General features: G+C 71.1%; 20 protein-coding genes. 10 read left to right on the top strand and 10 right to left on the bottom strand.

Going from position 1 to position 18685, the window contains the following annotated elements; genetic code table 11:
• Positions 1-6: 6 nt before the first annotated feature.
• Entirely contained in the window at positions 7-849 is an 843-nt protein-coding gene (locus tag ABZ406_RS16395) for an IclR family transcriptional regulator (RefSeq protein WP_357761666.1), read from the top strand.
• Between the two features lie 4 nt (positions 850-853).
• Here the strand turns inward: ABZ406_RS16395 and ABZ406_RS16400 are convergent, their stop codons facing one another.
• Complete coding sequence (locus tag ABZ406_RS16400) at positions 854-1168, bottom strand: chorismate mutase (protein WP_357761669.1); 315 nt, start codon at positions 1166-1168, stop codon at positions 854-856.
• 139 nt (positions 1169-1307) lie between these two features.
• On the opposite strand from ABZ406_RS16400, the gene ABZ406_RS16405 reads away from it, so the two are divergent.
• Positions 1308-2192 (top strand): CDP-diacylglycerol diphosphatase, encoded by an 885-nt coding sequence (locus ABZ406_RS16405; RefSeq protein ID WP_357761673.1) that lies wholly within the window; start codon positions 1308-1310, stop codon positions 2190-2192.
• A gap of 9 nt (positions 2193-2201) precedes the next feature.
• On the opposite strand, the gene ABZ406_RS16410 is transcribed toward ABZ406_RS16405, so the two are convergent.
• A complete protein-coding gene (locus ABZ406_RS16410) occupies positions 2202-2819 on the bottom strand; it encodes a TetR/AcrR family transcriptional regulator (protein ID WP_357761676.1) in 618 nt (205 codons plus the stop codon).
• 82 nt (positions 2820-2901) lie between these two features.
• Between ABZ406_RS16410 and ABZ406_RS16415 the strand changes: the two genes are divergently transcribed.
• Together ABZ406_RS16415 and ABZ406_RS16420 are read left to right on the top strand one after the other, a co-directional pair.
• Positions 2902-3330, top strand: coding sequence for a hypothetical protein (locus ABZ406_RS16415; protein WP_357761679.1), 429 nt, complete (start codon positions 2902-2904; stop codon positions 3328-3330).
• The gene (locus tag ABZ406_RS16420) at positions 3327-3728 is read left to right on the top strand and encodes a hypothetical protein (protein WP_357761682.1); all 402 of its coding nucleotides are present in this window, start codon (positions 3327-3329) and stop codon (positions 3726-3728) included. The genes ABZ406_RS16415 and ABZ406_RS16420 overlap by 4 nt, the downstream gene beginning before the upstream one ends.
• 97 nt (positions 3729-3825) lie before the next feature.
• Here ABZ406_RS16420 and ABZ406_RS16425 read toward each other — a convergent pair whose 3' ends face one another.
• From ABZ406_RS16425 to ABZ406_RS16445, 5 genes are all read right to left on the bottom strand, one after another.
• Positions 3826-4830, bottom strand: a complete 1005-nt coding sequence (locus ABZ406_RS16425; RefSeq protein WP_357761685.1) for a hypothetical protein — start codon at positions 4828-4830, stop codon at positions 3826-3828.
• A 99-nt stretch (positions 4831-4929) separates the two neighbouring features.
• On the bottom strand, positions 4930-5817 hold the full coding sequence (locus tag ABZ406_RS16430; RefSeq protein ID WP_357761688.1) for a helix-turn-helix transcriptional regulator: 888 nt from the start codon (positions 5815-5817) through the stop codon (positions 4930-4932).
• Between the two features lie 99 nt (positions 5818-5916).
• Positions 5917-6507: a WHG domain-containing protein gene (locus tag ABZ406_RS16435; protein WP_357761691.1), complete on the bottom strand. Its 591-nt coding sequence runs from the start codon at positions 6505-6507 to the stop codon at positions 5917-5919.
• A complete protein-coding gene (locus tag ABZ406_RS16440) occupies positions 6500-7336 on the bottom strand; it encodes an alpha/beta hydrolase (RefSeq protein ID WP_357761694.1) in 837 nt (278 codons plus the stop codon). The genes ABZ406_RS16435 and ABZ406_RS16440 overlap by 8 nt, the downstream gene beginning before the upstream one ends.
• Positions 7337-7411: 75 nt before the next feature.
• Positions 7412-8191 carry a hypothetical protein gene (locus tag ABZ406_RS16445; RefSeq protein ID WP_357761697.1) on the bottom strand — a complete coding sequence of 260 codons (780 nt, stop codon included), beginning with the start codon at positions 8189-8191 and terminating at the stop codon, positions 7412-7414.
• Between the two features lie 53 nt (positions 8192-8244).
• Between ABZ406_RS16445 and ABZ406_RS16450 the strand changes: the two genes are divergently transcribed.
• Positions 8245-8847: a methyltransferase domain-containing protein gene (locus ABZ406_RS16450; RefSeq protein ID WP_357761700.1), complete on the top strand. Its 603-nt coding sequence runs from the start codon at positions 8245-8247 to the stop codon at positions 8845-8847.
• A gap of 90 nt (positions 8848-8937) precedes the next feature.
• On the opposite strand, the gene ABZ406_RS16455 is transcribed toward ABZ406_RS16450, so the two are convergent.
• Positions 8938-9462: an NAD(P)H-dependent oxidoreductase gene (locus tag ABZ406_RS16455; RefSeq protein WP_357761703.1), complete on the bottom strand. Its 525-nt coding sequence runs from the start codon at positions 9460-9462 to the stop codon at positions 8938-8940.
• A 76-nt stretch (positions 9463-9538) separates the two neighbouring features.
• Here ABZ406_RS16455 and ABZ406_RS16460 point away from each other — a divergent pair, with 76 nt between their 5' ends.
• Both ABZ406_RS16460 and ABZ406_RS16465 read left to right on the top strand, forming a co-directional pair.
• The gene (locus tag ABZ406_RS16460) at positions 9539-12367 is read left to right on the top strand and encodes a BTAD domain-containing putative transcriptional regulator (protein ID WP_357761705.1); all 2829 of its coding nucleotides are present in this window, start codon (positions 9539-9541) and stop codon (positions 12365-12367) included.
• Positions 12368-12436: 69 nt separating this feature from the next.
• The gene (locus ABZ406_RS16465) at positions 12437-14005 is read left to right on the top strand and encodes an alpha/beta fold hydrolase (RefSeq protein ID WP_357761708.1); all 1569 of its coding nucleotides are present in this window, start codon (positions 12437-12439) and stop codon (positions 14003-14005) included.
• Positions 14006-14126: 121 nt separating this feature from the next.
• Here the strand turns inward: ABZ406_RS16465 and ABZ406_RS16470 are convergent, their stop codons facing one another.
• A complete protein-coding gene (locus tag ABZ406_RS16470) occupies positions 14127-14840 on the bottom strand; it encodes an alpha/beta hydrolase (protein ID WP_357761712.1) in 714 nt (237 codons plus the stop codon).
• A gap of 162 nt (positions 14841-15002) precedes the next feature.
• Here ABZ406_RS16470 and ABZ406_RS16475 point away from each other — a divergent pair, with 162 nt between their 5' ends.
• The 3 genes from ABZ406_RS16475 (at position 15003) to ABZ406_RS16485 (ending at position 17492) form a co-directional block, all read left to right on the top strand.
• Positions 15003-16241: an MFS transporter gene (locus tag ABZ406_RS16475; RefSeq protein WP_357761715.1), complete on the top strand. Its 1239-nt coding sequence runs from the start codon at positions 15003-15005 to the stop codon at positions 16239-16241.
• Positions 16242-16441: 200 nt separating this feature from the next.
• Entirely contained in the window at positions 16442-17194 is a 753-nt protein-coding gene (locus ABZ406_RS16480; RefSeq protein ID WP_357761718.1) for a hypothetical protein, read from the top strand.
• Between the two features lie 13 nt (positions 17195-17207).
• Positions 17208-17492, top strand: a complete 285-nt coding sequence (locus tag ABZ406_RS16485; RefSeq protein WP_357761721.1) for a hypothetical protein — start codon at positions 17208-17210, stop codon at positions 17490-17492.
• 100 nt (positions 17493-17592) lie between these two features.
• Here ABZ406_RS16485 and murQ read toward each other — a convergent pair whose 3' ends face one another.
• Positions 17593-18486 carry an N-acetylmuramic acid 6-phosphate etherase gene (murQ, locus tag ABZ406_RS16490; protein WP_357761724.1) on the bottom strand — a complete coding sequence of 298 codons (894 nt, stop codon included), beginning with the start codon at positions 18484-18486 and terminating at the stop codon, positions 17593-17595.
• Positions 18487-18685 lie beyond the last annotated feature (199 nt).

Here is an 18685-nt window from a genome sequence, read left to right on the forward strand (position 1 = left end):
TGCATAATGCGCAATGACAGCGACGCCGCTGTCCGCCGCGTGAGGGGAGAGACAACCGTGGCGCAATCGATTCGCCGCGCGATCGACCTCATCCGTCGATCCGCGGAGCACCCGCTGTCCCTTACCGAGGCCGCGGACGTGCTCGGCGTCCACAAGTCCACGGCCCTGCGCATCCTGCAGACGCTGGAGTCCGCGCGCTTCGTCCGCCGGACCGGCGCGGGTACCTACGTGCTCGGCAGCGGCCTGATCGAGTTGTCCGAGCTCGCGCTCGGCTCGATGGACCTCCGCCAGCCCGCCGCCGCGCACCTGCGCGCACTGCAACACGAGACCGGCCACACCGTACACCTGGCGCAACTGACCGGCGACGAGATCATCTATATCGACAAGGTGGACAGCCCGGCGTTCGACGCCGTCAAGCTGCCGTCGCGGGTGGGCCGCGCGGTGTCCATCTACGCGAGCGCCGTTGGCAAGACGATCCTGGCCTACCTTCCCCGGCAGGAACGCGACCGTCTGCTCTCCCACGTCGTCTTCGAGCGATTCACCGAGACCACCTTCACCGACCACGCAGCCCTGGAAGCCGAACTCACCCGCATCCACGACTGTGGCTGGGCCGTCGACAACGGCGAGCACGACGCCTACGTGATGTGCGTGGCCGCGCCGATCAGGGATTCGCGGGGGAAGGTCATCGCCGCCGCCTCGATCACGGCGATCGAGGTCATCGCCAACCTCGACCAGCTCAAGAGCAACCTTCCGCTGCTACTGGAGACAGCCGACAAGATTTCTCACGAGCTCGGCTACGCGCCGCCCTCCGTGGCGAGCCCGGACGGTCAGAGCAGGCCCGCGACCTGACCGATCATCGCGCTCTCGGCGTCGACCCGCCGGTGCGGCGGTGGTGCTCGTCGGTCTCCATCTCGATGAAGGCCTGGATCATGCCCCGGTAGATCCGTTCGAGCAGATCCGGATCGGCGCCGGCCTCGATCGCCGCGGTGCGGACCCGGGCCACCACCTGCGCCACCCGCTCCGGCGCACGGACCGCCTGCCCGTCGCTCTTGAGCGGAGCAGCCTGCCGGACCAGCGCCTCCCGCCGGGCGAGCAGTCCGACCAGTTCCCGATCCAGCTCGTCGATCCGAGCGCGGATCTCAGTCAGCGTCGCCGCAGTCTCTGCCACGCCGGAAATCGTCGCACGACGGCAACACGATCAGGCGACCCGTTCACCGGCCGACAGGCCGAATGCCCGTTTTCAACCTAATCTCGACACGTTCATGTTCGCCTCGGAGCGGCAATTACGGAGGGTGACGATGGGCGGAATGCCACGGCGTCAGTTCGTCAGAATCTCCGGGACCGCCGGCGCCACCGGGCTGCTGGGTCTGGTCGGCGCTGATCGGGTGTCGGCTGACGGCGGCCCGGTCCCCCAGCCCTCCCCGCCGACACCCGGTGGCCCGGGTGCCACGGCCTGCCCCACACCCTCGGCCCTGTGCGGTTACCCCACCGACACCGGCGGCAGGTACGACCTGTGGGACCGGGTCCAGGTCTGCGCGGGCACGAAGACCGGTCCACCGTTTCCCCAGTGCCTGCGGACGACTCCCACCTACGTCATCCTCAATGGAGGTTCGGGGTCCAACCACGACTTCCTGCTCGTGCCCAGTTGCCGGATCAGCGGCATCGAGTGTCCGTTCATCACCACCGCCAACGCGCCGGACTACTGGCTGGAGGCGTGGATCAACGCCCAGCCGGGGCAGCCCGGGCACGTTGTCTACCCCCACGTCGGGCTGGGGGTCAACTCGGCGGACCCGGCCATCCGTCAGCAGGACCAGCTGCACATCCACCTGGCCGGCATCCACTCCGGAATCCAGACGCAACTGAACAGCCACGACATTGCGATCAGCAACAACCCCTCGCGGTGGCGAAACCAGATCGTGCCGATCTGGGGCCTGACCAGCACGGGCCAGCCCGCTCCGCGCTCGTACCGCGTGCTGCACGTCGCGAACCTGAACGGGAACCTCTTCCGGCTCCTGCTGGACAACGTGGTGCGTCCGACCGGGACCACCATGGCGGCGCAGATCCTGGCCGTGACCCCCCGCCTGGTCGGCAGCGGCGGATTCTATGTTCTGAACAGCGAGCCCGGCCTGCCCGTCCCGCCCGGCCAACCCGGCGGTACGGGCACCGTCGACTTCCTGCTCGCGTACGCCTGAGCAGTCCGCTCAGGCAAGCAGCGCCATCCGGTCGACGATGGAGTCGCGCAACTCCGGCGGCCACGGGAACAGCGGCGCCGCCACCTGGAGCTGGGCGAATCCGTGCAGCCCGACCCAGAGCGCCGCCGCGTCGCGGAACGGGTCCGCGCTTGTCGATCGTCCCGCCGTGACGCAGTCGGCGAGCGTACGCCGGAAGATCTCGAAGGCTCCCATACCGAGCACGCTGAGCTCGTCCGCCATGGCCGGGGACCGGTCCAGGGCCTGCGCGGCGTTCCAGGCGGCGCCGAACATCATCCGGTACTGGTGGGGTCGGCCTTCGGCGAAGGTCAGGTAGGCGGTGCAGATGGCGCGTAGGCGCTCGACCGGATCCGCGTCATCCGGCGCGCTCAGCTCCCGTTCGAGGATGCCGAACGCACGTTGCGCGACCGCCAGCAGGATGGAGTCCAGGTCCGGAAAGTGCGGATAGATCGACGGCGCGGAGATGCCGGCCTGTCGGGCGATCCCCCGCAGGGTGACGTTCTGCCCGTCGCCGTCCTCGAGCAGCGTCATCGCGGCGTCGACGATCTCGTCGCGCAGCTGGGCGCCTTCGCCGCGCCTGTTGCGGGCCCGCGTTCTCGGTGTGGTCACCTCGCTGACTTTACAGGTGTTAGTCGAGCGCGTAAGTTAACGACTGTAAGTTCACGGTCGTTTTCTCAGGATGGAGCATCCCATGACAGCAGTGACCGCTACCCGGGCCGACAGCGCCGCCCCCTCCCACCACGCCGACCTCGTCGGGCGAGGGCTGGCAGCCCTGGCGTCCCTCGCCACCGGCGTCGCATTCGTCAACGGCGTGCTGCTGACCCTCAGCGCGAGCGACGACCGCCTGTTCATCGAAGGCTGGCGAGTCTCCAGCTTCGGCATCTTCGCCGCGCTGTTCGCCCTGCTCGCGGTCAGGCCGCGGCAGGCGGCAGGTGTCTGGGAGATCGTGCTCGCCGGCAAGGCCGCGCTCGTCGTGTTCGGCGCGCTGATCGGAGACGTTCCCGAAGCCCGACTGTCGGCAGTCATCGACTTCGGACTCGTCGCCGTCGTCGCGGCTGCCTACGTGCTCTGCCGCGGCTGGTTGGCGTGGCGTCCCACGACCACCAACCCGACCCGATGACGGAGACCACGATGCCCTCCACCTCACCAACCCGGCGCGCGGACCGAACCGTCGTCATCTCGATCTGGGCGGTCCCGGTCCTGGTCGTCGGCCAGTTCGCCATGCTGGCGATCGTCCCGGTCACCCTCGCGCTGATGGTCAGCCTGCGGCGCGCCCACCTCCGCGGGCTACGCCGCTGGACCATCGCTCTTGCCACCGCGTACGCCACCCCGCTGATCCTCTGGGCCATCGGGCCCGACCGCGCCCCGAGCCTGTCCAAGGACATGCACCCGGTCTTCGCCGCGCTGATCGTGGTGGCCGCGCTGGCCGCCGCCACCGCCTTCCACCTCGGCCGCCGGCGTCCGAGTGGGCCCAACGGGTCACCGAGCGAGCGGCAGCACCTCCGGCCCACGCCGTGACCGCTTCTCCCCCGGCAGGTGCGCACAGCGACGGGTCGCCCGTCGCCGTCAACCGACGGCGGCGGGCGACCCTCGCGCTCAGTATCGAGGGAACGAGTCAGCGCAGCGGCAGTGTGGCCAACGCCAGGTTGGGGTCGACGCCAGTGGTGTACGCGGCACTGAGCACGTAGACGGTGCGACCGCGCACGGCCACCGAGGTCGGGTTCTGCAACCCGTCGGCGGCGGTCATCAGCGTCCGGGAACGACCCGCCGCGTCGATGCTCACCACCGTGTTCGGTCCGTTCAGCGTGGCAATGATCTGTTCGTCACCGACGCCGGCGAAGTCGAAGTCGTCGATGCCGACCAGACCGGTCGCCGCCACCCGGACCGGCCCTGGTCGGCCGTGCCGCACCGGAATGCGCAACAGCGTGCCGTGGTCGAGGTTCGTCGCCCAGATCGCGTCGGCGCGTACCTTGATGCCGTTGGCGCCGAGGAACCCCGCCGCGGCGAGTTGTGGTGCCGAGGACCAGACCTCGGCACGACCGCCCTCCAGGGGAACCGTCGAGATCGTGCCGAGCACTGAGTCGGTGAGGTAGAACCTCCTTGTCCGCGCGTCGAACGCCAGGCCGTTGGGGAGCCCGTCGGCCGGCAGGGCCGCGATGCGGTGCGGGGCCCCGCCGGGGCGGAGTCGGTACAGCCCCGTGCTGTCGGCCTCGCCGCTCGCGTAGAGGAAGTAGACGGTGCCGTCACTCATTCGGACGATGCCCGTGGTGAGCGCGAAGGCGAGCACCGGCGTGTTGACGCCGCCATCGGCGGGGGCCGGCAGGGTTGCCAGGATCCGCGTGCCGCCGGACGGGGTGACCGCCGCGACCTGTCGGGCGGCCGCGAAGGTGACGTAGGCGGTGCCGTTCGGGCCGAGCGCGATGTTCTCCGGCAGTTGCCCCGCTGCCAGGTCGAAGTGGACCGCGATCCGCGAGGGCACCGGCGCCGCCGACGCTCGGGGCGGCCCGACGGTGCGGGCTGGCGCGGTAGTGGCCGGTGCGGCGTTCGACGGTACGACAGTCACGAGGCCGATCCCCGCCGCGGCGACCGCGACGGCAACTGTCATCGTTCTCTTGCGCATTTCTGTCCTCACTCACTGCGTTGTCGGTGGGCTTGCAAAGGGCGCGACGGGTCCGGCGCTCCGTGCGGAGCACCTCGTGTCGAGCCGATGGGACGGGCGCTATTCGCGCGTGACGAGCGGCTGCGACTCCGCGGCACGGGCGGTGACGGCGCCGTGCACGAGCAACGTCATCGCCGCGTGAGATGCCGAGCCGGGTTCAGTGGTGGCGACGACGACGGTCTGACCGTCCTCGGTACGAAGGGTCTGCTGTGTCACGTCCATCGCGCCGACCAGTGGGTGACGCATCTGGTAGACGGTGTCGCCGCCGGCCTTCACCCGGTGGTCGGCCCACATGACGGCGAACTCCGGGCTCCGCACCGTCAACTCGCCGACAAGCGCGGCCATCAGCGGGTCGTCCGGGTGCTGCCCGGAGGCCATCCGCAGCGTCGCCACCACGGCGCGGGCCTTGGCCGGCCAGTCCGCGTACAGATCGCGGGTGTGCGAGTCCAGGAACACCAGCCGCGCCATGTTCGGGTGCTGGTCCGGCCGCTCCGGGATCTCCGGGGTCAGGTGGCCGGCGAACAGGGCGTGACCGGCGGTGTTCCAGGCCAGCACGTCGGCGCGGCGACCGAGCACCACAACGGGTACGTCACCGAGTGTCGCGACGAGCTGACGTACCGCCGGACTCACCCGCTCCGGGGCCGGGCGACGGACGGCGGGCCGACGGCGCGTCCCGACCGCCAGCTCGTTCAGATGGCGGCGTTCCGCGTCGTCGAGTCGCAGTGCCCGGGCAAGCGCGTCGAGCACCTCGGGTGAGGCGTTGACGGCCTGGCCCTGCTCCAACCGGGTGTAGTACGAGACGCTCACCCCGGCCAGCAGGGCCAACTCCTCCCGACGCAGCCCGCGAACGCGGCGCCGCTCACCGTACGTCGTCACGCCCGTCTCCTCCGGCCGCAGCTGGGAGCGCCGGGCCTGGAGGAAGTCGCCGAGCTGTCCTCTCGCGTTCATGACTGGAAGTATTGCCAGCCCGGCCTGCCACAACCACTCCCTGCCAGGGGTAGGCACCGGACGATCAGGCACCCCATCCCGGGTCGAGGCGACCCGGGATCAGCGGGCGACTGCGCTTGCGCTGGTGACGCCGGCCCGAAGGCCCTGATCGATGAAGTTGACCAACCAGGTGAAGCTCTCGTCGACGGAGGCGTCGATCTGGAAGCCACCGGCCGCCTCCAGGGTGGCGAACCCGTGCACGACGCTGCGCAGCGTCCGCATGGCGTGGATCTCCTGGCCGGGGTCCAGTCCGTACCCGCTCAGCATGGCCGCCCAGGAGGCGAGCACCCGTTCGCTGGCCGGGACGAACGGATCGTCGGTGCCGGTCGGGCGGGCCGCGTTGGCTGCCGCGTACCGGCCGGGGTGTTCCCGCACGTACGTCCGCATCGCCTGCGCGCCAGCGGCGAGGGCGTCGCTGCCGGAGCGGCCCTGAATGGCGTCGCGGATGGTGTCGCCGGCCTCGGCCATGGCCAGGATGGCGATCCGGTGCGCCAGGTCGGCCTGACTGGCAACGTGCTTGTAGAGCGAGGGGGTCTTGATCCCGAGCCGTTCGGCGAGCAGGCCCATGCTGAGGTTGTCGAAGCCGACCTCGTCGACGAGCGCGGCTGCGGCCTCGGTGACTGATGCCGGGGTGAGCCGCGCCTTAGGCACTTGCCAACGTCCGGGTGAGGAAGGGCAGGGCGAGGGCGAGGACCTCGTCGGGCGTCTGGGTGTGCGGGTAGTGACCCGCGCCCTCGATCACGGCCAGTTCGCCGAGCCCGCGCGGCAGGTCGGCGATGATCCGCTCACCCTCGGCCCGCGGGTCGGCCCAGTCGGGATCGGCGCTGCCCTGAATCACCAGGACCGGGCAGGTGACGTTCGGCAGTTGCCGCCCGGCGTCGGCAGGGCTGGTCTTGGCCATGGCCTGGAGAACCTTCAGCCGACCCGGCTCACTCATCTTCGCCTCGATGCGCGCCAGCTCGCTGTCCCAGTCGGCGGGCTTGGTGGGGAACGCCACGTCCAGGTACTTCTTCCAGTTCGCCAGGCTGCCCCGCATGAGCACCTGCGCCAGTTGGAGGTAACCGGCCCGGAAGCGCTTCACGCGGACCAACCCACCGAGGTCGACGGATTGCGCACGGGTGAACGGTGCCAGTTCGATGACGCCGTTGATCAGGTCGGGCGCGGTGGCGGCGGCGATGGTCGCGGCACCGCCGCTGATCGACTGGCCGACGATCACGGCCGGGCCGCCGAGGTGACGCACGACGGCGACGAGGTCGCTCGCGATGTCGGTGCGGCTGTAGCCGTCCCAGCCGAGGCTGGAGTCGCCGCAGCCGCGGATGTCGACGTTGGCGACCCGGTATCCGGCGGCGGCCAGGGCCGGCGCGACGAACCGGTAGGAGTGTCGGCTGTCGCCCATGCCGTGCGCGAGGACGACGAGTGGGCCCTGCCCGGTCACCTCGTAGGCGAGGGTGTTGCCGGCGATGCCCAGGTTCTCGATCATGACGCCCTCCAGTGCAGCTAATGCGATTAGCTAGAGGCTAACCGCATTAGCTGCAAGTGGCAAACGCCGGCGCCGCTAGTTGCCCTCGCCCAGCCCGAGCTGGGGGTAGAGGGCGTCGGGGGCGGCGATCGCTTGGGGCGGCCGAGCGACAGTGACCGTCGCACCGAAGTCGCTGTAGCGCAGCGACGCGTTCGGCAGCCCGCCAGCCTGCGGCATCAGGAAGCTGACCAGCCGACCCTCGGTGTCCAGGGAAGCCCGGAAGGCGTGCCGGCGCGCGCTGTCCGGGAAGACGCCGTCGGGGCCGGGACGGAAGCTGATCCCGTTACCGGGGACGATCCGCGTCGCGTCGACCGTCCCGGAGATCCGCAGGCCCTCCGCTCGTGCGGTGACGATCGCGTCGATGAGGCGGCCCGAGCCGCCGGAGTCGTTCTTGCCCGGCGCGAAGCTCAGGGCGAAGTCCGACGGCACCCGGGCCGGGTCGAGGAGCATCCATCCGTCGCCGATGCCGCGGAACAGGTCGGACTTCAGATAGACGTCATCGTCGATCATCCGGATCTCGATGTCCCCATCCGGTGCCGACGTCTTCGCGTCCATGCGCTTGTGGACGTTGTCGGTGCGCGACAGCGACGTGATCTGGCTGGCGATGTCGACGTCGCTGCGATAGCTCGTCTGATTGACGAACGCCGTTCCCGCCCGCAGCAGGCCGACCGCCTCGGCCGTCGCGGTGGCATCGGTGCTGGCGGCCGACACCGTGGCAGGCTCAGGCCCGGATTCACTCTTGGTCGGCGCGCCAACCGAACAGCCCAGCAGGAGCAGGCCCGCAGAAATGCCGGCCAGTGTGGCTCGACGTGTCATGGCCATCACGGTAGGCCGCCTGAGCAAGGTCGGATCAGCCGTATAGTGCCGCGATGGAAACGGACACGGTACGGCGGGCCTACACGTCCGTCGCGGCGCTCTACATCGAGCTGTTCGGCACGGGTCAGCAGGTGGAGGCCGACGACTTCGACCTCATCGGACGCCACCTGGCGAGCCGTTCCGGCCGGGTGCTCGATCTGGGGTGCGGGCCTGGCCACCTCACCGGCCGCCTTCGCGAGATGGGCGTCGACGTGGTGGGGATCGACCTGGTCCCCGAGTTCATCGCCCATGCGCGCGCGGCCCACCCGGGCGTCGAGTTCCAGCTCGGCTCGATGCAACGCCTCGACACCGCCGACGAGTCGATCGACGGCATCCTGGCCTGGTACTCGCTGATCCACCTTCCGCCGTCGGAGCTCGACGACGTGCTCAGAGAGTTCCGGCGGGTACTGGTCCCGGCCGGACGCTTCGTTCTGGGCGCCTTCGACGCCGAGGAGGTCGGCGCGTTCGATCACAAGGTCCTGACCGCGTACCGCTGGCCCCCCGACGAGATCTCCGCGCGTCTTGCCCGGGCCGGATTCCGGGAGGTCGAACGCCTCCGGCGGCCCGGCACCGAGGAGCACCGCCCCCTTGTCGCCATCGCGGCGATCGCGGTGTGAGCACGCCGAGGGCCGGCCTCCCGTCGCGGGAGACCGGCCCTCGTCACCTGGGCACCCGCGTGAGGCGGGCGTCCGGTACGGCGACAGTGCTCAGGCGCTGAGCTTCCCGGCGATCCTGACGACCCGCTCGGCCATGTGGTCGAGGGCAGCGAACTGCGCGTCGCCCAGCGGGGCGTCGTTGCTTCCGCCGGTGACGTGCGAGACGCCGTACGGGTTGCCGTCGGCGAACTTCAGCGGGTCGGTGTAGCCCGGGGCGACGACCAGACCGCCGAAGTGGTGGACGGTGTTGTAGAGCGCGAGAAGGGTCGACTCCTGGCCGCCGTGCGCGGTCATGGATGCGGTGAAGCCGGCGTACACCTTGTCAGCGAGCAGCCCCTGCGCCCACTGCGGGCCGAGGGTGTCGAGGAACTGCTTGAGCTGGCTGGCGACGTTGCCGTAACGGGTGGGCGTGCCGAAAAGGACGGCGTCCGCCCAGACGACGTCGTCGGCGGTCGCCTTCGGCTCGTTCCTCGTGGCGTCGAAGTGCTGGCTCCAGGCGGCGTTGGAGGCGATGGCCTCTGCCGGGGCGAGCGGCGCCCCAACGTCCTGACCGCGCCCACCCGCGTGACGGCGCACACCACCGGAGAACAAGGCGCGGACCGCGGCCGTCCGGCCGATGAGACGCGAGGATGCCGCCCCCTACGATGAGGCGATGGACCGCGCTGGGGCGCCACCGGCGACGCGGTACCACCTGCTCGGGCCGGTCGAGGTGCGATCGGCCCGCGGGGAACGGCTGGCTCTCGGCACGCCGATGCAGATCCGCCTCCTGGCCATCCTGATGTCGCAGCCGGGCACCGGGTGGACCATCGACCACCTCGTCGACGAGCTGTGGCACGGGCGCCCGCCGAAGACCGCTGCCGGCAACGTGAAGACCTATGTCTGGGCGTTACGCCGGGCGTTGCGCTTCCCCGGCTTTCCCGACCCCGCCATCCTCGTCGGGCCCACCGGCTACCACCTCGCCCTCGACGGGCTGACGATGGACAGCATGGCCTTCGACGACCTGGCCCAGCGCGGGTACTCCGCGCTGCGGCAGGGTCACTGGTCAGCCGCCCAGGAGTCGTTCGAGGCGGCGTTGGCGCTCTGGCGTGGGGAACCGTTCGCCGGCCTCCCGGGGTGGGGCGTGTTGCGCTCCGCCCGGGCGCGGCTTGAGGAGCAGCGGTCGAGCCTGGTGGAAGAGGTCGTGGAGCTCCAGCTGCGCGCCGGACGGCAGCACGAGCTGATCGAACCGCTACGCCGCCAGGTCGACACCGATCCGTTGCGCGAGCGCCCCTGGGGGCAACTGATGGTGGCCCTGGCGCGGGCGGGCCGACGCGCCGACGCGCTGGCGACGTACCGGCAGCTCCGCCAACTCCTCGCCAACGAAGTGGGAGTCGAGCCTGGCCCCGATCTCCAGCTCCTGCACACCCGCATCCTGCGGGCCGAGCCGGAGTTGTTGACGTCCGAGGCGCGGTCACCGGAAAGAGGCCCGGCACGGGTGGCGCCCCGGCAGCTGCCGGCCCCACCGACGTTGTTCACCGGCCGGGCCGAGGAGCTGGACCGACTCACCGCGCTGCTGCTCGGTGACCCCGACTCGGCCCGCACCGTCGTCATCACCGGCACCGGCGGCGTCGGAAAGACCTGGCTGACCCTTCGCTGGGCGCACGACAACCTGCACCACTTTCCCGACGGGCAGCTCCACGTCGACCTGGGTGGATTCGGCACCGCGACGCAGGCGGCGTCACCCTCGGCCGTCGTCGTGCGCTCGCTCCTACCCGCCCTGGGTGTGAGGCCGCTGGAGATCCCCGCCGAGCCGGCAGCCCAGTTCGCCCTGTACCGGAGCCTGACCGCGGACCGGCGGCTGCTCGTACTGCTCGACAACGCCCGCGACGCGGAACAGGTGCGGCCACTGCTTCCCGGGTCGCCCCGCTGCGGTGTGCTCGTGACGAGTCGTCACACCCTGCCCGGCCTGGTCGCCGCCGAGGGCGCCCATCCCCTCGCGCTGGACCTGCCCAGCGACAACGAAGCCCGGCAGCTGCTCGTCCGCCGGCTCGGTGCGCAGCGGGCCGCCGCCCAGCCGGCAGCGATCGACGAGCTGATCAGCCGTACCGCTCGGTTGCCCCTGGCCCTGTCCATCGTGGCCGCGCGAGCCGCCGCCCACCCCACGTTTCCACTCCAGGCCATCGCCGACGACCTGGCGGCGAGTCGGGGCGGGCTCGCCGCCCTGGCCACCGACGACGACGCCACCGACGTGCGGACCGTGCTGTCATGGTCGTACCGACTGCTCGGCGCGGACGCGGCCCGGCTGTTCCGGCAGATCAGCCTGCACCCCGCCGCAGATGTCGGCGCAGCGGCGGCAGCCAGCCTCGCCGGAGCGCCACCACACCTGATCCGGCCGGCGCTCGACGAGTTGACCCGGGCGAACCTGCTGGCCGAGGAGTCCCCCAACCGCTTCCGCTGTCACGACCTGCTCCGGGCGTACGGGGAGGAGTTGACCTCAGAGCTCGACTGCCCGGCCGACCGTAGCGCCATCCGCAGGCGCCTGCTCGACTACTACCTGCGCGTCGCCCGTGACGCGGCGACACGTGTCGACACCGGTTGGCAGCCGCTCGACCCGCCGCCCCTGCCCCCCGACGCCTCACCGTCGGCGTTCGCCGACCACCGGGCCGCGCTGGCCTGGTTCGCCATCGAGCAGCGGGTGCTACTGGCCGCCGTCGACGACGCGGTCGCGCACGGCTTCGACGCCCACGCCGGTCACCTCGCCCAGGCCCTCACTCCCCTGCTCTGCCGGCTCTCACAGTGGCACGACCTGGCCGCCGTACAGGCCAACGCGATCACCGCCGCGCACCGCCGCGCAGATCCACGGGCCGAGGCGCTGGCCCACCGGGACCTGGCGCTGGCGCACATCCAGCACCGCCGGTTCGACGCGGCTCACCATCACCTTCGGAGCGCGATGGCACGGTACGACCAGGCCGGCGACCGCCCCGGGCAAGCCAGTGCACACCTGCACCTCGCCTGGCTCGCCGACATCGAGGACGACGCGGGCGCGGCACTGCCGCATGCCAGGCAGGCGCTGGCGTTGGCCAGCAGCACCGACGACCGGCGCGGCGCGGCGGCGGCGCTGAACGCGCTCGGCTGGAGCCACGCGCGGCTGAACGAGCACGACCGCGCCATCACCTACTGCGAGCAGGCACTCACGCTCTACGAGGAGGCCGAGGACCGGCTCGGCGCGGCCCACACCTGGGACAGCCTCGGTTTCGCCTACCAGGGCCTCGGGACACATTTCACCGCGGCGGACTGCTACCGGCGCGCGCTGGCGCTCTATTCCGACCTTCAGGACCAGTGCGGGAGGGCGGACACACTCGTCCACCTCGGCGAAGCCCAGGAGGCGATGGGCGACCACGACGCCGCGGTCGACCTGTGGCGGCAGGCGTTGGCGATCCTCGACCGGGTCGGTCATCCGCAGGCCAAGGCTCTGTCCGAACGACTTGCGGCGTACCTGTGAAAGCTCTGCGCCGACCGCCCCCGGACCGGCATGGATCAGACGTGGACCGGGCACCGGCAGGCTCGACGAATGCTGATCACGAAGAGAACAGCCCGCTGGCATCCCAGCGGGGGCGACAGTCGACGCCGACGGCTCCTCGGCGGCCTCTCGGCCGTCGTCGCGATCCTCGTCGCCCTATCGCTGAACGCCCCACCATCGCTCGCGGGCACCACGCCGACGGCCGGCGGCACCGTGCCGGTCACCGCGGACACCACCGGCGGTTGGAACGGTCGGATCGACTGGCAGGCGTGCCCGGAACAGCCCGACGATCCGGCTACACGATGCGGCACCCTCCGCCTACCGGCGGACTGGGCCCGACCGGGAGGAGAGACGTTCCCACTGGCGCTGGCCCGGCGCCCCGCCACCGACCAGGCGAACCGCATCGGCGTCCTGGTCTTCAACCCCGGCGGGCCGGGCCTGTCCGGGGTGGACGTGGCGCTGACGGCCGCCAGTCAGCTCGGGCCGGACGTGCTGCGCCGCTTCGACATCGTGGGCTTCGACCCTCGGGGCACGGTCCGCAGCACACCGGTGCGCTGCTCATCGGCGCTGCTGGCCCGGCAGCCCTCCCTGACGCCCGCGAATTCGGCCGAGTTCGAGCGACTCCGTACCTTCAACCGTCAGTTGCGTGACGACTGCCGCGCCCACAGTGGCCCGCTGTTCGACAACATCGACAGTGTCAGCGTCGCGCGTGACACGGACGCCATCCGGGCCGCGCTCGGCGAGCGGCAGCTCAGCTTCTACCAGTGGTCCTACGGCACGCTCATCGGGCAGTCTTACGCCGAACTGTTTCCCGACCGCGTCCGCGCACTGGTCATGGACAGCGTGATGGACCACAGCCAGGGGGTCGGGGAGTACTTCCGCAGCGGGGCTGCCAGTAACGAGGCCCTGTTCGGCGAGTTCGTGACCTGGTGCGAGCGGAGCCCTCGCTGCGCGCTACACGGACGCGACGTGCCGGCGCTTTACGATCGGCTGATGCGCCGTGCTGACGCCGGCACGCTCGTCGACGCGGCCACCGGCGCCGGGCTGACCTGGTTCGATTTTGGGTTCGCGACGGTCGTCAACTTCTTCGACGCGACCTGGGCCGACCTCGCGAACATGCTGCTCGCGCTGGAGCGGGGTGAAGTCGCCGATCCTTCACTCGCGTCTCCCCTGGCACTCAACAGCGACGAGGACCTGACCGAGTACGCGCTACCGGCGTTCTGCCAGGACTGGTCGCTACCCGTGGACGGGTTCGACGAGTGGAAGCGGTATCTCGAACTGTCCCGCGCCGCGGCACCGCACCTGCGGGCCTCCCCGTTGGCCGTCCGCTTCGCCGCGATCTGCCTGGGCTGGACCGCGAACAACCCGCAACACCGGCTGCGGGTCCGGACGAGTGTGCCGCTGATGGTGCTCAACGGGCGGTACGACCCGGCCACCCCGTACGACGGGGCCCTGCGGGTGGTGCGCCAGCTCGGCAGCCGGGGGTACCTCCTCACCTACGAGGGGTCGGGCCACGCCAGCTACCCACGCACCGAGTGCACCCGCCGTCAGGTGGAGCGGTACCTCATCACCAGAACCACGCCCCCGATCGGCGCGAGCTGCCCGGCCGCCCCGGTCTGACGGGTCGATGCTGGCACGGTGACGCCCCAGCTCACCGCGGACATCGCCCTTTGCTGGCCAACAGGCGGGGTGGCCGGCGACCTCGCGTCGTCGGCCCACCGTCAGCTGCCCGTCCGAGCCGTCAGCTCACGCCCCGGACCGCCTCGATGATGGTTTCGGCGACCTCGGCCGGCCGGGCCACCGCCATCGCGTGCGAACCGCCGACGACCTCGCGCTGCCCCCGGGGGTTGGCCCGCTCGGCCATGAAACGGTGCGCCTCGGCGGGGATGTTCTTGTCCGCGTCGCCGAACACGAACCAACTGGGCAGCGATCGCCAGGCAGCGTCGCCGTTGAGCTTGTCGCCCAGGCCCTGCTCGGTGATCGGACGCTGGGTCCGGGCCATCAGCGCGGCCACATCGTCCGACGAGTCCGCGCAGAACTGCGCGTGATACTGGTCCTGGCCGATGGCTACCTCGTTGCCACCTGTCGACACCGGATACTTCACGAGCGTGTCGGCGAGGGTGCTGCCGGAAAACTTGGCGGACAGCGACAACGCCGACTCGCCGGTGTCCGGGGCGAAGGCGTTGACGTACACGAGGGCCCGCACCGACGTGTTGCCGGCCGCGGCCTGGGTGATCACCATGCCGCCGTAGGAGTGGCCGACGAGGACGACCGGCCCGCCGATCCCACCCACGACGTCCCGCAGGTACGCGGCGTCGCCCGCGACGCTCCGCAGCGGGTTCGCGACGGCCACCGAGTCGTACGCGGCGCCCAGCCGCTCGATCACGCCGTTCCAGCTCGCCGATTCGGCGAAAGCGCCGTGCACGAGCACGATGGTGGGCTGTGGATCAGGCATGACAGGTGCCCCCTCACTCCGTGAAGCTCTTCACCGCCAGGTCGCACTGGTACGCCTGGATACCCGTTACGCGAGGGTGAAACGTTCGGTTCCGACGGCGTCGCGGGACGCATCCAGCGGGGTCGACACGCTCTCCCACGCACCCCTATAGTGGGTTCCATTATGGGACTTACTACGTTCTGGCGGTGGTGGGTCGCCGGCACGACCAGCCAGCTCGGCTCGGCGGTCGGCGCGGTGGCGCTACCTCTCACCGCGCTCACAGTGCTCGACGCATCAGCGTTCGAGATGGGTCTGATCACGGCGGCGAGCTACCTGGCGTACCTGCTGATCAGCCTGCCGGCGGGCGTGATCGTGCAGCGGGTGCCGCTGCGCGGCATGCAGGTCGCCCTTGATCTGGTCCGGGCCCTCGCCATCGCGTCGGTCCCGGTGGCCTGGTGGTTCGACATGCTGACAGTGGCCCAACTGATCGCCGTCGCCCTGGTGGTGAGCTTCGCCAACGTGCTGTTCGACGTGGCGAACCAGACGTTCCTGCCGGAGATCGTGCCCGCCGCGCAGTTGCAGGCTCGCAACAGCCTCACCTCGGGCACGCACGCCGCCACCGCGCTGGGCGGGCCGTCCCTGGGCGGCCTCGCGGTGCAGGTGCTGGGTGCGGTGCCGACGCTGTTCGTGGACGCCGTCAGCTACCTACTCTCCGCCGTGTTGCTGCGCACCCTGCCGGCCCGGCGGGTGCAGCGACCGGCCGAGCGGCCGCCGATGGTCACGATGATCCGTGAGGGCTGGCACTTCGTGCTCCGGCACCCGATCATCGGACCGGCCATGTGGGACGCCACCGCGACGAACTTCGTCAGCGGGGCGATGCTTGCCCTGTTCCCGTTCTACCTGGTGCGCGAGCTGCACGCATCGCCGTTCATGGTCGGGCTGCTGCTCGCCGCCGACGGCCTCGGCAGCCTCATCGGTGCCGCACTGACGACCCGCTTCACCGACCGGTTCGGCACCGCCCGCGGCCTGATCATCTCGGCCGTCGTCGGCGTGGTCGGCGCGCTCATCATCCCGCTGGGCAGCGGTGACACCGCCTACCTCGCGTTCGCCGTCGGCAACCTCATCCTCGCCAGTTCCACAGTGGTGCTCAGCGTGACCACCCGTACGTACCGGATGCTCGCCAGCCCGCCGGAACTGCTGTCCCGGGTGATCGCCACGGTCAAGTTCGTCTCGTGGGGTGCCATCCCGCTCGGCGGCCTCCTCGCCGGCATCCTGGCCGGGCCGCTCGGCGCCCGTACCACCCTGCTGATCTTCGGGGCGCTCACCGTGCTGTCCCCGATCATCTACCTGTCGACGCCGATCCGCCGGATGCGTGACCTGCCACTCGACCCCATGCCGGCGCCCGCCGAGGCACGGGTGTGACGCGGCCCGGCGCGCTCATCCTCAGTCCACATCGCTCGGCCAGAACATCGACAGGAGGTGTAGCCCGCGGTTTCGCGGGGCAAGAACCCGCGCATGGAGGGAACGGCACGGTGCGAGGGGCACCCGCGCAGCCAACGGCACCGCACCGGTGAGTCGGGTCGGGCCGAGCTGGCGACCCCGCTACCGGCGGCCTCCGTCTGATGCGGCTGAGGCACAGCCTTCCTCCGGTGGCGCTCGGCGCGGCTCTCGGCGCGGCCCTGGGCGCCAACCCCGCCCACGCCGACACCCCGTCGCCGCCGCCTCTCCCCCTGGTGGAGGTCGCCACCTCGTCGAAGGCCATCACGGTTTCGGTGGCCGACGTGGTGGGGGTGCAGCTGACCGTCCCCCTGCCGCTGCCGACAGCCGTCATCCCCCTACCCCTGCCCGTCCCCCTGCCGTCGACGGACCCGCTGCCCCTGCCGTCGGTCGTTCCGGTGCCGACGCCGTCGGCAGAACCCACAGCCGTTCCGTCGAGCCGGCCGACCCGGACGTCGTCCCCGCCGGCCACCGCGGCACCAAGCGCCTCCGCCTCCCCGGCTGCACGCGCTGCCACCCGACAGTCGCCGGCACCGTCGACGGTGTCCCAGGGCAGCGCCGGCGGCACGTCCGATGGCCGGGTGCCGGAGCAGGCGCGTACGCCGACCGCCGTCACCGGGCAGCGACCCACCCCGCCCGCCCGCCCCGCGTCGGGGCCACCGACGTTCGTGCTGGCGCTCGCGTCGGCACCGACAGGTGTCGGCACCGGCGGCACCGATCCACCCACGTCGACGGCCGAAACGCCGCCGCCGACCTCGCCGCTGAGCCCCGGGCTCACCGTCACCGCCGTCGACCTGCGCGCTACCAGCCGCCCCGTGGAGCGGGGCCCTCCCCCGCCCCGACAACTCCTGATCACCCACTCGCGTCCACGACGTTGATCAGGAGAGTTTCATGGAAATCGCCGTTATCTGGATCCCCGCCCACATCGAGCCGTCGGAGCCCGCCGTGGCGAGGTGCCTCAGTCACCTTCGCCGGAACTCCTACCGATTCGCAGGAATCATGCGGGCCTCGTGGGAGACCGTCGAGCAGATGATGATCGACGGCGAGGTCGATGTCGTCGTCATCGCCGACTTCGCCCACCTCCCGCCGGATCGGTCCCCCCGGATCGAGATGGCCAGCGCGACAGGCATCGCCGCGTACGGGGACCACACGGTTCCGGGCACACAGCTCGGCTGACACCACGAAGCGCCCCGTCCTTTATGGACGGGGCGCTTCGTCGATCTGGTATCTCGGTCGCGGAACCCATCCCGACCCTCGCCGCGCGGACCTCCCGGGGTCAGGCGGCGACGGCCGCGCGGACGTCGTCGTCGGCGGCGCGCAGTCGGGCTGCGGCCTCCTCGGCCGTGCAGTTCGCCAGCAGCAGCACGATGGCCGTCTTGGCGTGTCCCCGGGCCGCCTCGAGCGCCCGCGCGGCCGTGTCGAGATCGGTGCCGGCGGCCTCGGCGACGATCCGCCGCGCCCGGTCGACGAGCTTCTCGTTAGTGGCGTTCATGTCCACCATCAGATTGCCGTAGACCTTGCCGAGCCGGGCCATCGCTGTGGTCGAGAGCATGTTGCAGACCAGCTTCTCGGCGGTGCCGGCCTTGAGACGGGTGGAGCCGGTGAGCACTTCGGGGCCGGTGGGCACCTCGATGGCGACGTCGGCGTGCCGGCTGGTCACCGCGTCGGTGTTGCAGGCCACCGAGACGGTTGCCGCCCCGAGCGCGCGGGCGTGATCCAACCCCCCGACCACGTACGGGGTACGGCCGCTGGCGGCGAGCCCGACCACAGTGTCGCGGGCGGTCAGGCCGACCGCGTCGAGGTCGGCGACGGCACGGGTGGGGTCGTCCTCAGCGCCCTCGACGGCGACGCCGAAGGCTCGTGCCCCGCCGGCGAGCAGACCGACGACCCGCTCGGGTGTCGTACCGAAGGTGGGTGGGATCTCGACGGCGTCGAGCATGCCGATCCGGCCGCTGGTGCCCGCGCCGAGGTAGATCAGGCGCCCGCCCTGGCGCAGTGACGCCACGATGACGTCGACGGCTGCGGCGATGTCCGGCACGGCCCGGCGGACGGCGTCGGCGACCGTCTGGTCCTCGTCGTTCATCGCGAGAAGCAACTCGGTGGGAGACATCCGGTCGAGGTCGCTGGTCTTGTCGTTGCGGGTCTCGGTGCCGAGGGTGCTGAGGTCCACGGGGTGCTCGTTCCTCTCGCTGGTGTGCAGTCGCCGGCCGGCGGGGAGAGGTTCTCCGGTCGCCCGGCGGTTCGCCGTCGAGCGTGTCCTCGCGGCGTGCCGCCACGGCCGGGCCGAGGGCGCAGCTACGAACAGTCCCCTATCAGCAGGCTGAAACCACAGCGTAACCAGCCCGGACGGGCAGTGGCAAAAAGTTTCG

Origin of the sequence: Micromonospora sp. NPDC005710 (genome assembly GCF_040630995.1) — a bacterium.
Taxonomy (GTDB): Bacteria; Actinomycetota; Actinomycetes; order Mycobacteriales; family Micromonosporaceae; genus Micromonospora.

What these genes read in the sequence shown, in the direction of transcription:
- ABZ406_RS16395 (WP_357761666.1), top strand. Translation starts at nt 7, where the DNA reads ATGCGCAATGACAGCGACGCCGCTGTCCGCCGCGTGAGGGGAGAGACA.
- ABZ406_RS16405 (WP_357761673.1), top strand. Translation starts at nt 1,308, where the DNA reads ATGCCACGGCGTCAGTTCGTCAGAATCTCCGGGACCGCCGGCGCCACC.
- ABZ406_RS16415 (WP_357761679.1), top strand. Translation starts at nt 2,902, where the DNA reads ATGACAGCAGTGACCGCTACCCGGGCCGACAGCGCCGCCCCCTCCCAC.
- ABZ406_RS16420 (WP_357761682.1), top strand. Translation starts at nt 3,327, where the DNA reads ATGACGGAGACCACGATGCCCTCCACCTCACCAACCCGGCGCGCGGAC.
- ABZ406_RS16425 (WP_357761685.1), bottom strand. Translation starts at nt 4,830, where the DNA reads ATGCGCAAGAGAACGATGACAGTTGCCGTCGCGGTCGCCGCGGCGGGG.
- ABZ406_RS16430 (WP_357761688.1), bottom strand. Translation starts at nt 5,817, where the DNA reads ATGAACGCGAGAGGACAGCTCGGCGACTTCCTCCAGGCCCGGCGCTCC.
- ABZ406_RS16440 (WP_357761694.1), bottom strand. Translation starts at nt 7,336, where the DNA reads ATGATCGAGAACCTGGGCATCGCCGGCAACACCCTCGCCTACGAGGTG.
- ABZ406_RS16445 (WP_357761697.1), bottom strand. Translation starts at nt 8,191, where the DNA reads ATGACACGTCGAGCCACACTGGCCGGCATTTCTGCGGGCCTGCTCCTG.
- ABZ406_RS16450 (WP_357761700.1), top strand. Translation starts at nt 8,245, where the DNA reads ATGGAAACGGACACGGTACGGCGGGCCTACACGTCCGTCGCGGCGCTC.
- ABZ406_RS16460 (WP_357761705.1), top strand. Translation starts at nt 9,539, where the DNA reads ATGGACCGCGCTGGGGCGCCACCGGCGACGCGGTACCACCTGCTCGGG.
- ABZ406_RS16465 (WP_357761708.1), top strand. Translation starts at nt 12,437, where the DNA reads ATGCTGATCACGAAGAGAACAGCCCGCTGGCATCCCAGCGGGGGCGAC.
- ABZ406_RS16470 (WP_357761712.1), bottom strand. Translation starts at nt 14,840, where the DNA reads ATGCCTGATCCACAGCCCACCATCGTGCTCGTGCACGGCGCTTTCGCC.
- ABZ406_RS16475 (WP_357761715.1), top strand. Translation starts at nt 15,003, where the DNA reads ATGGGACTTACTACGTTCTGGCGGTGGTGGGTCGCCGGCACGACCAGC.
- ABZ406_RS16480 (WP_357761718.1), top strand. Translation starts at nt 16,442, where the DNA reads ATGCGGCTGAGGCACAGCCTTCCTCCGGTGGCGCTCGGCGCGGCTCTC.
- ABZ406_RS16485 (WP_357761721.1), top strand. Translation starts at nt 17,208, where the DNA reads ATGGAAATCGCCGTTATCTGGATCCCCGCCCACATCGAGCCGTCGGAG.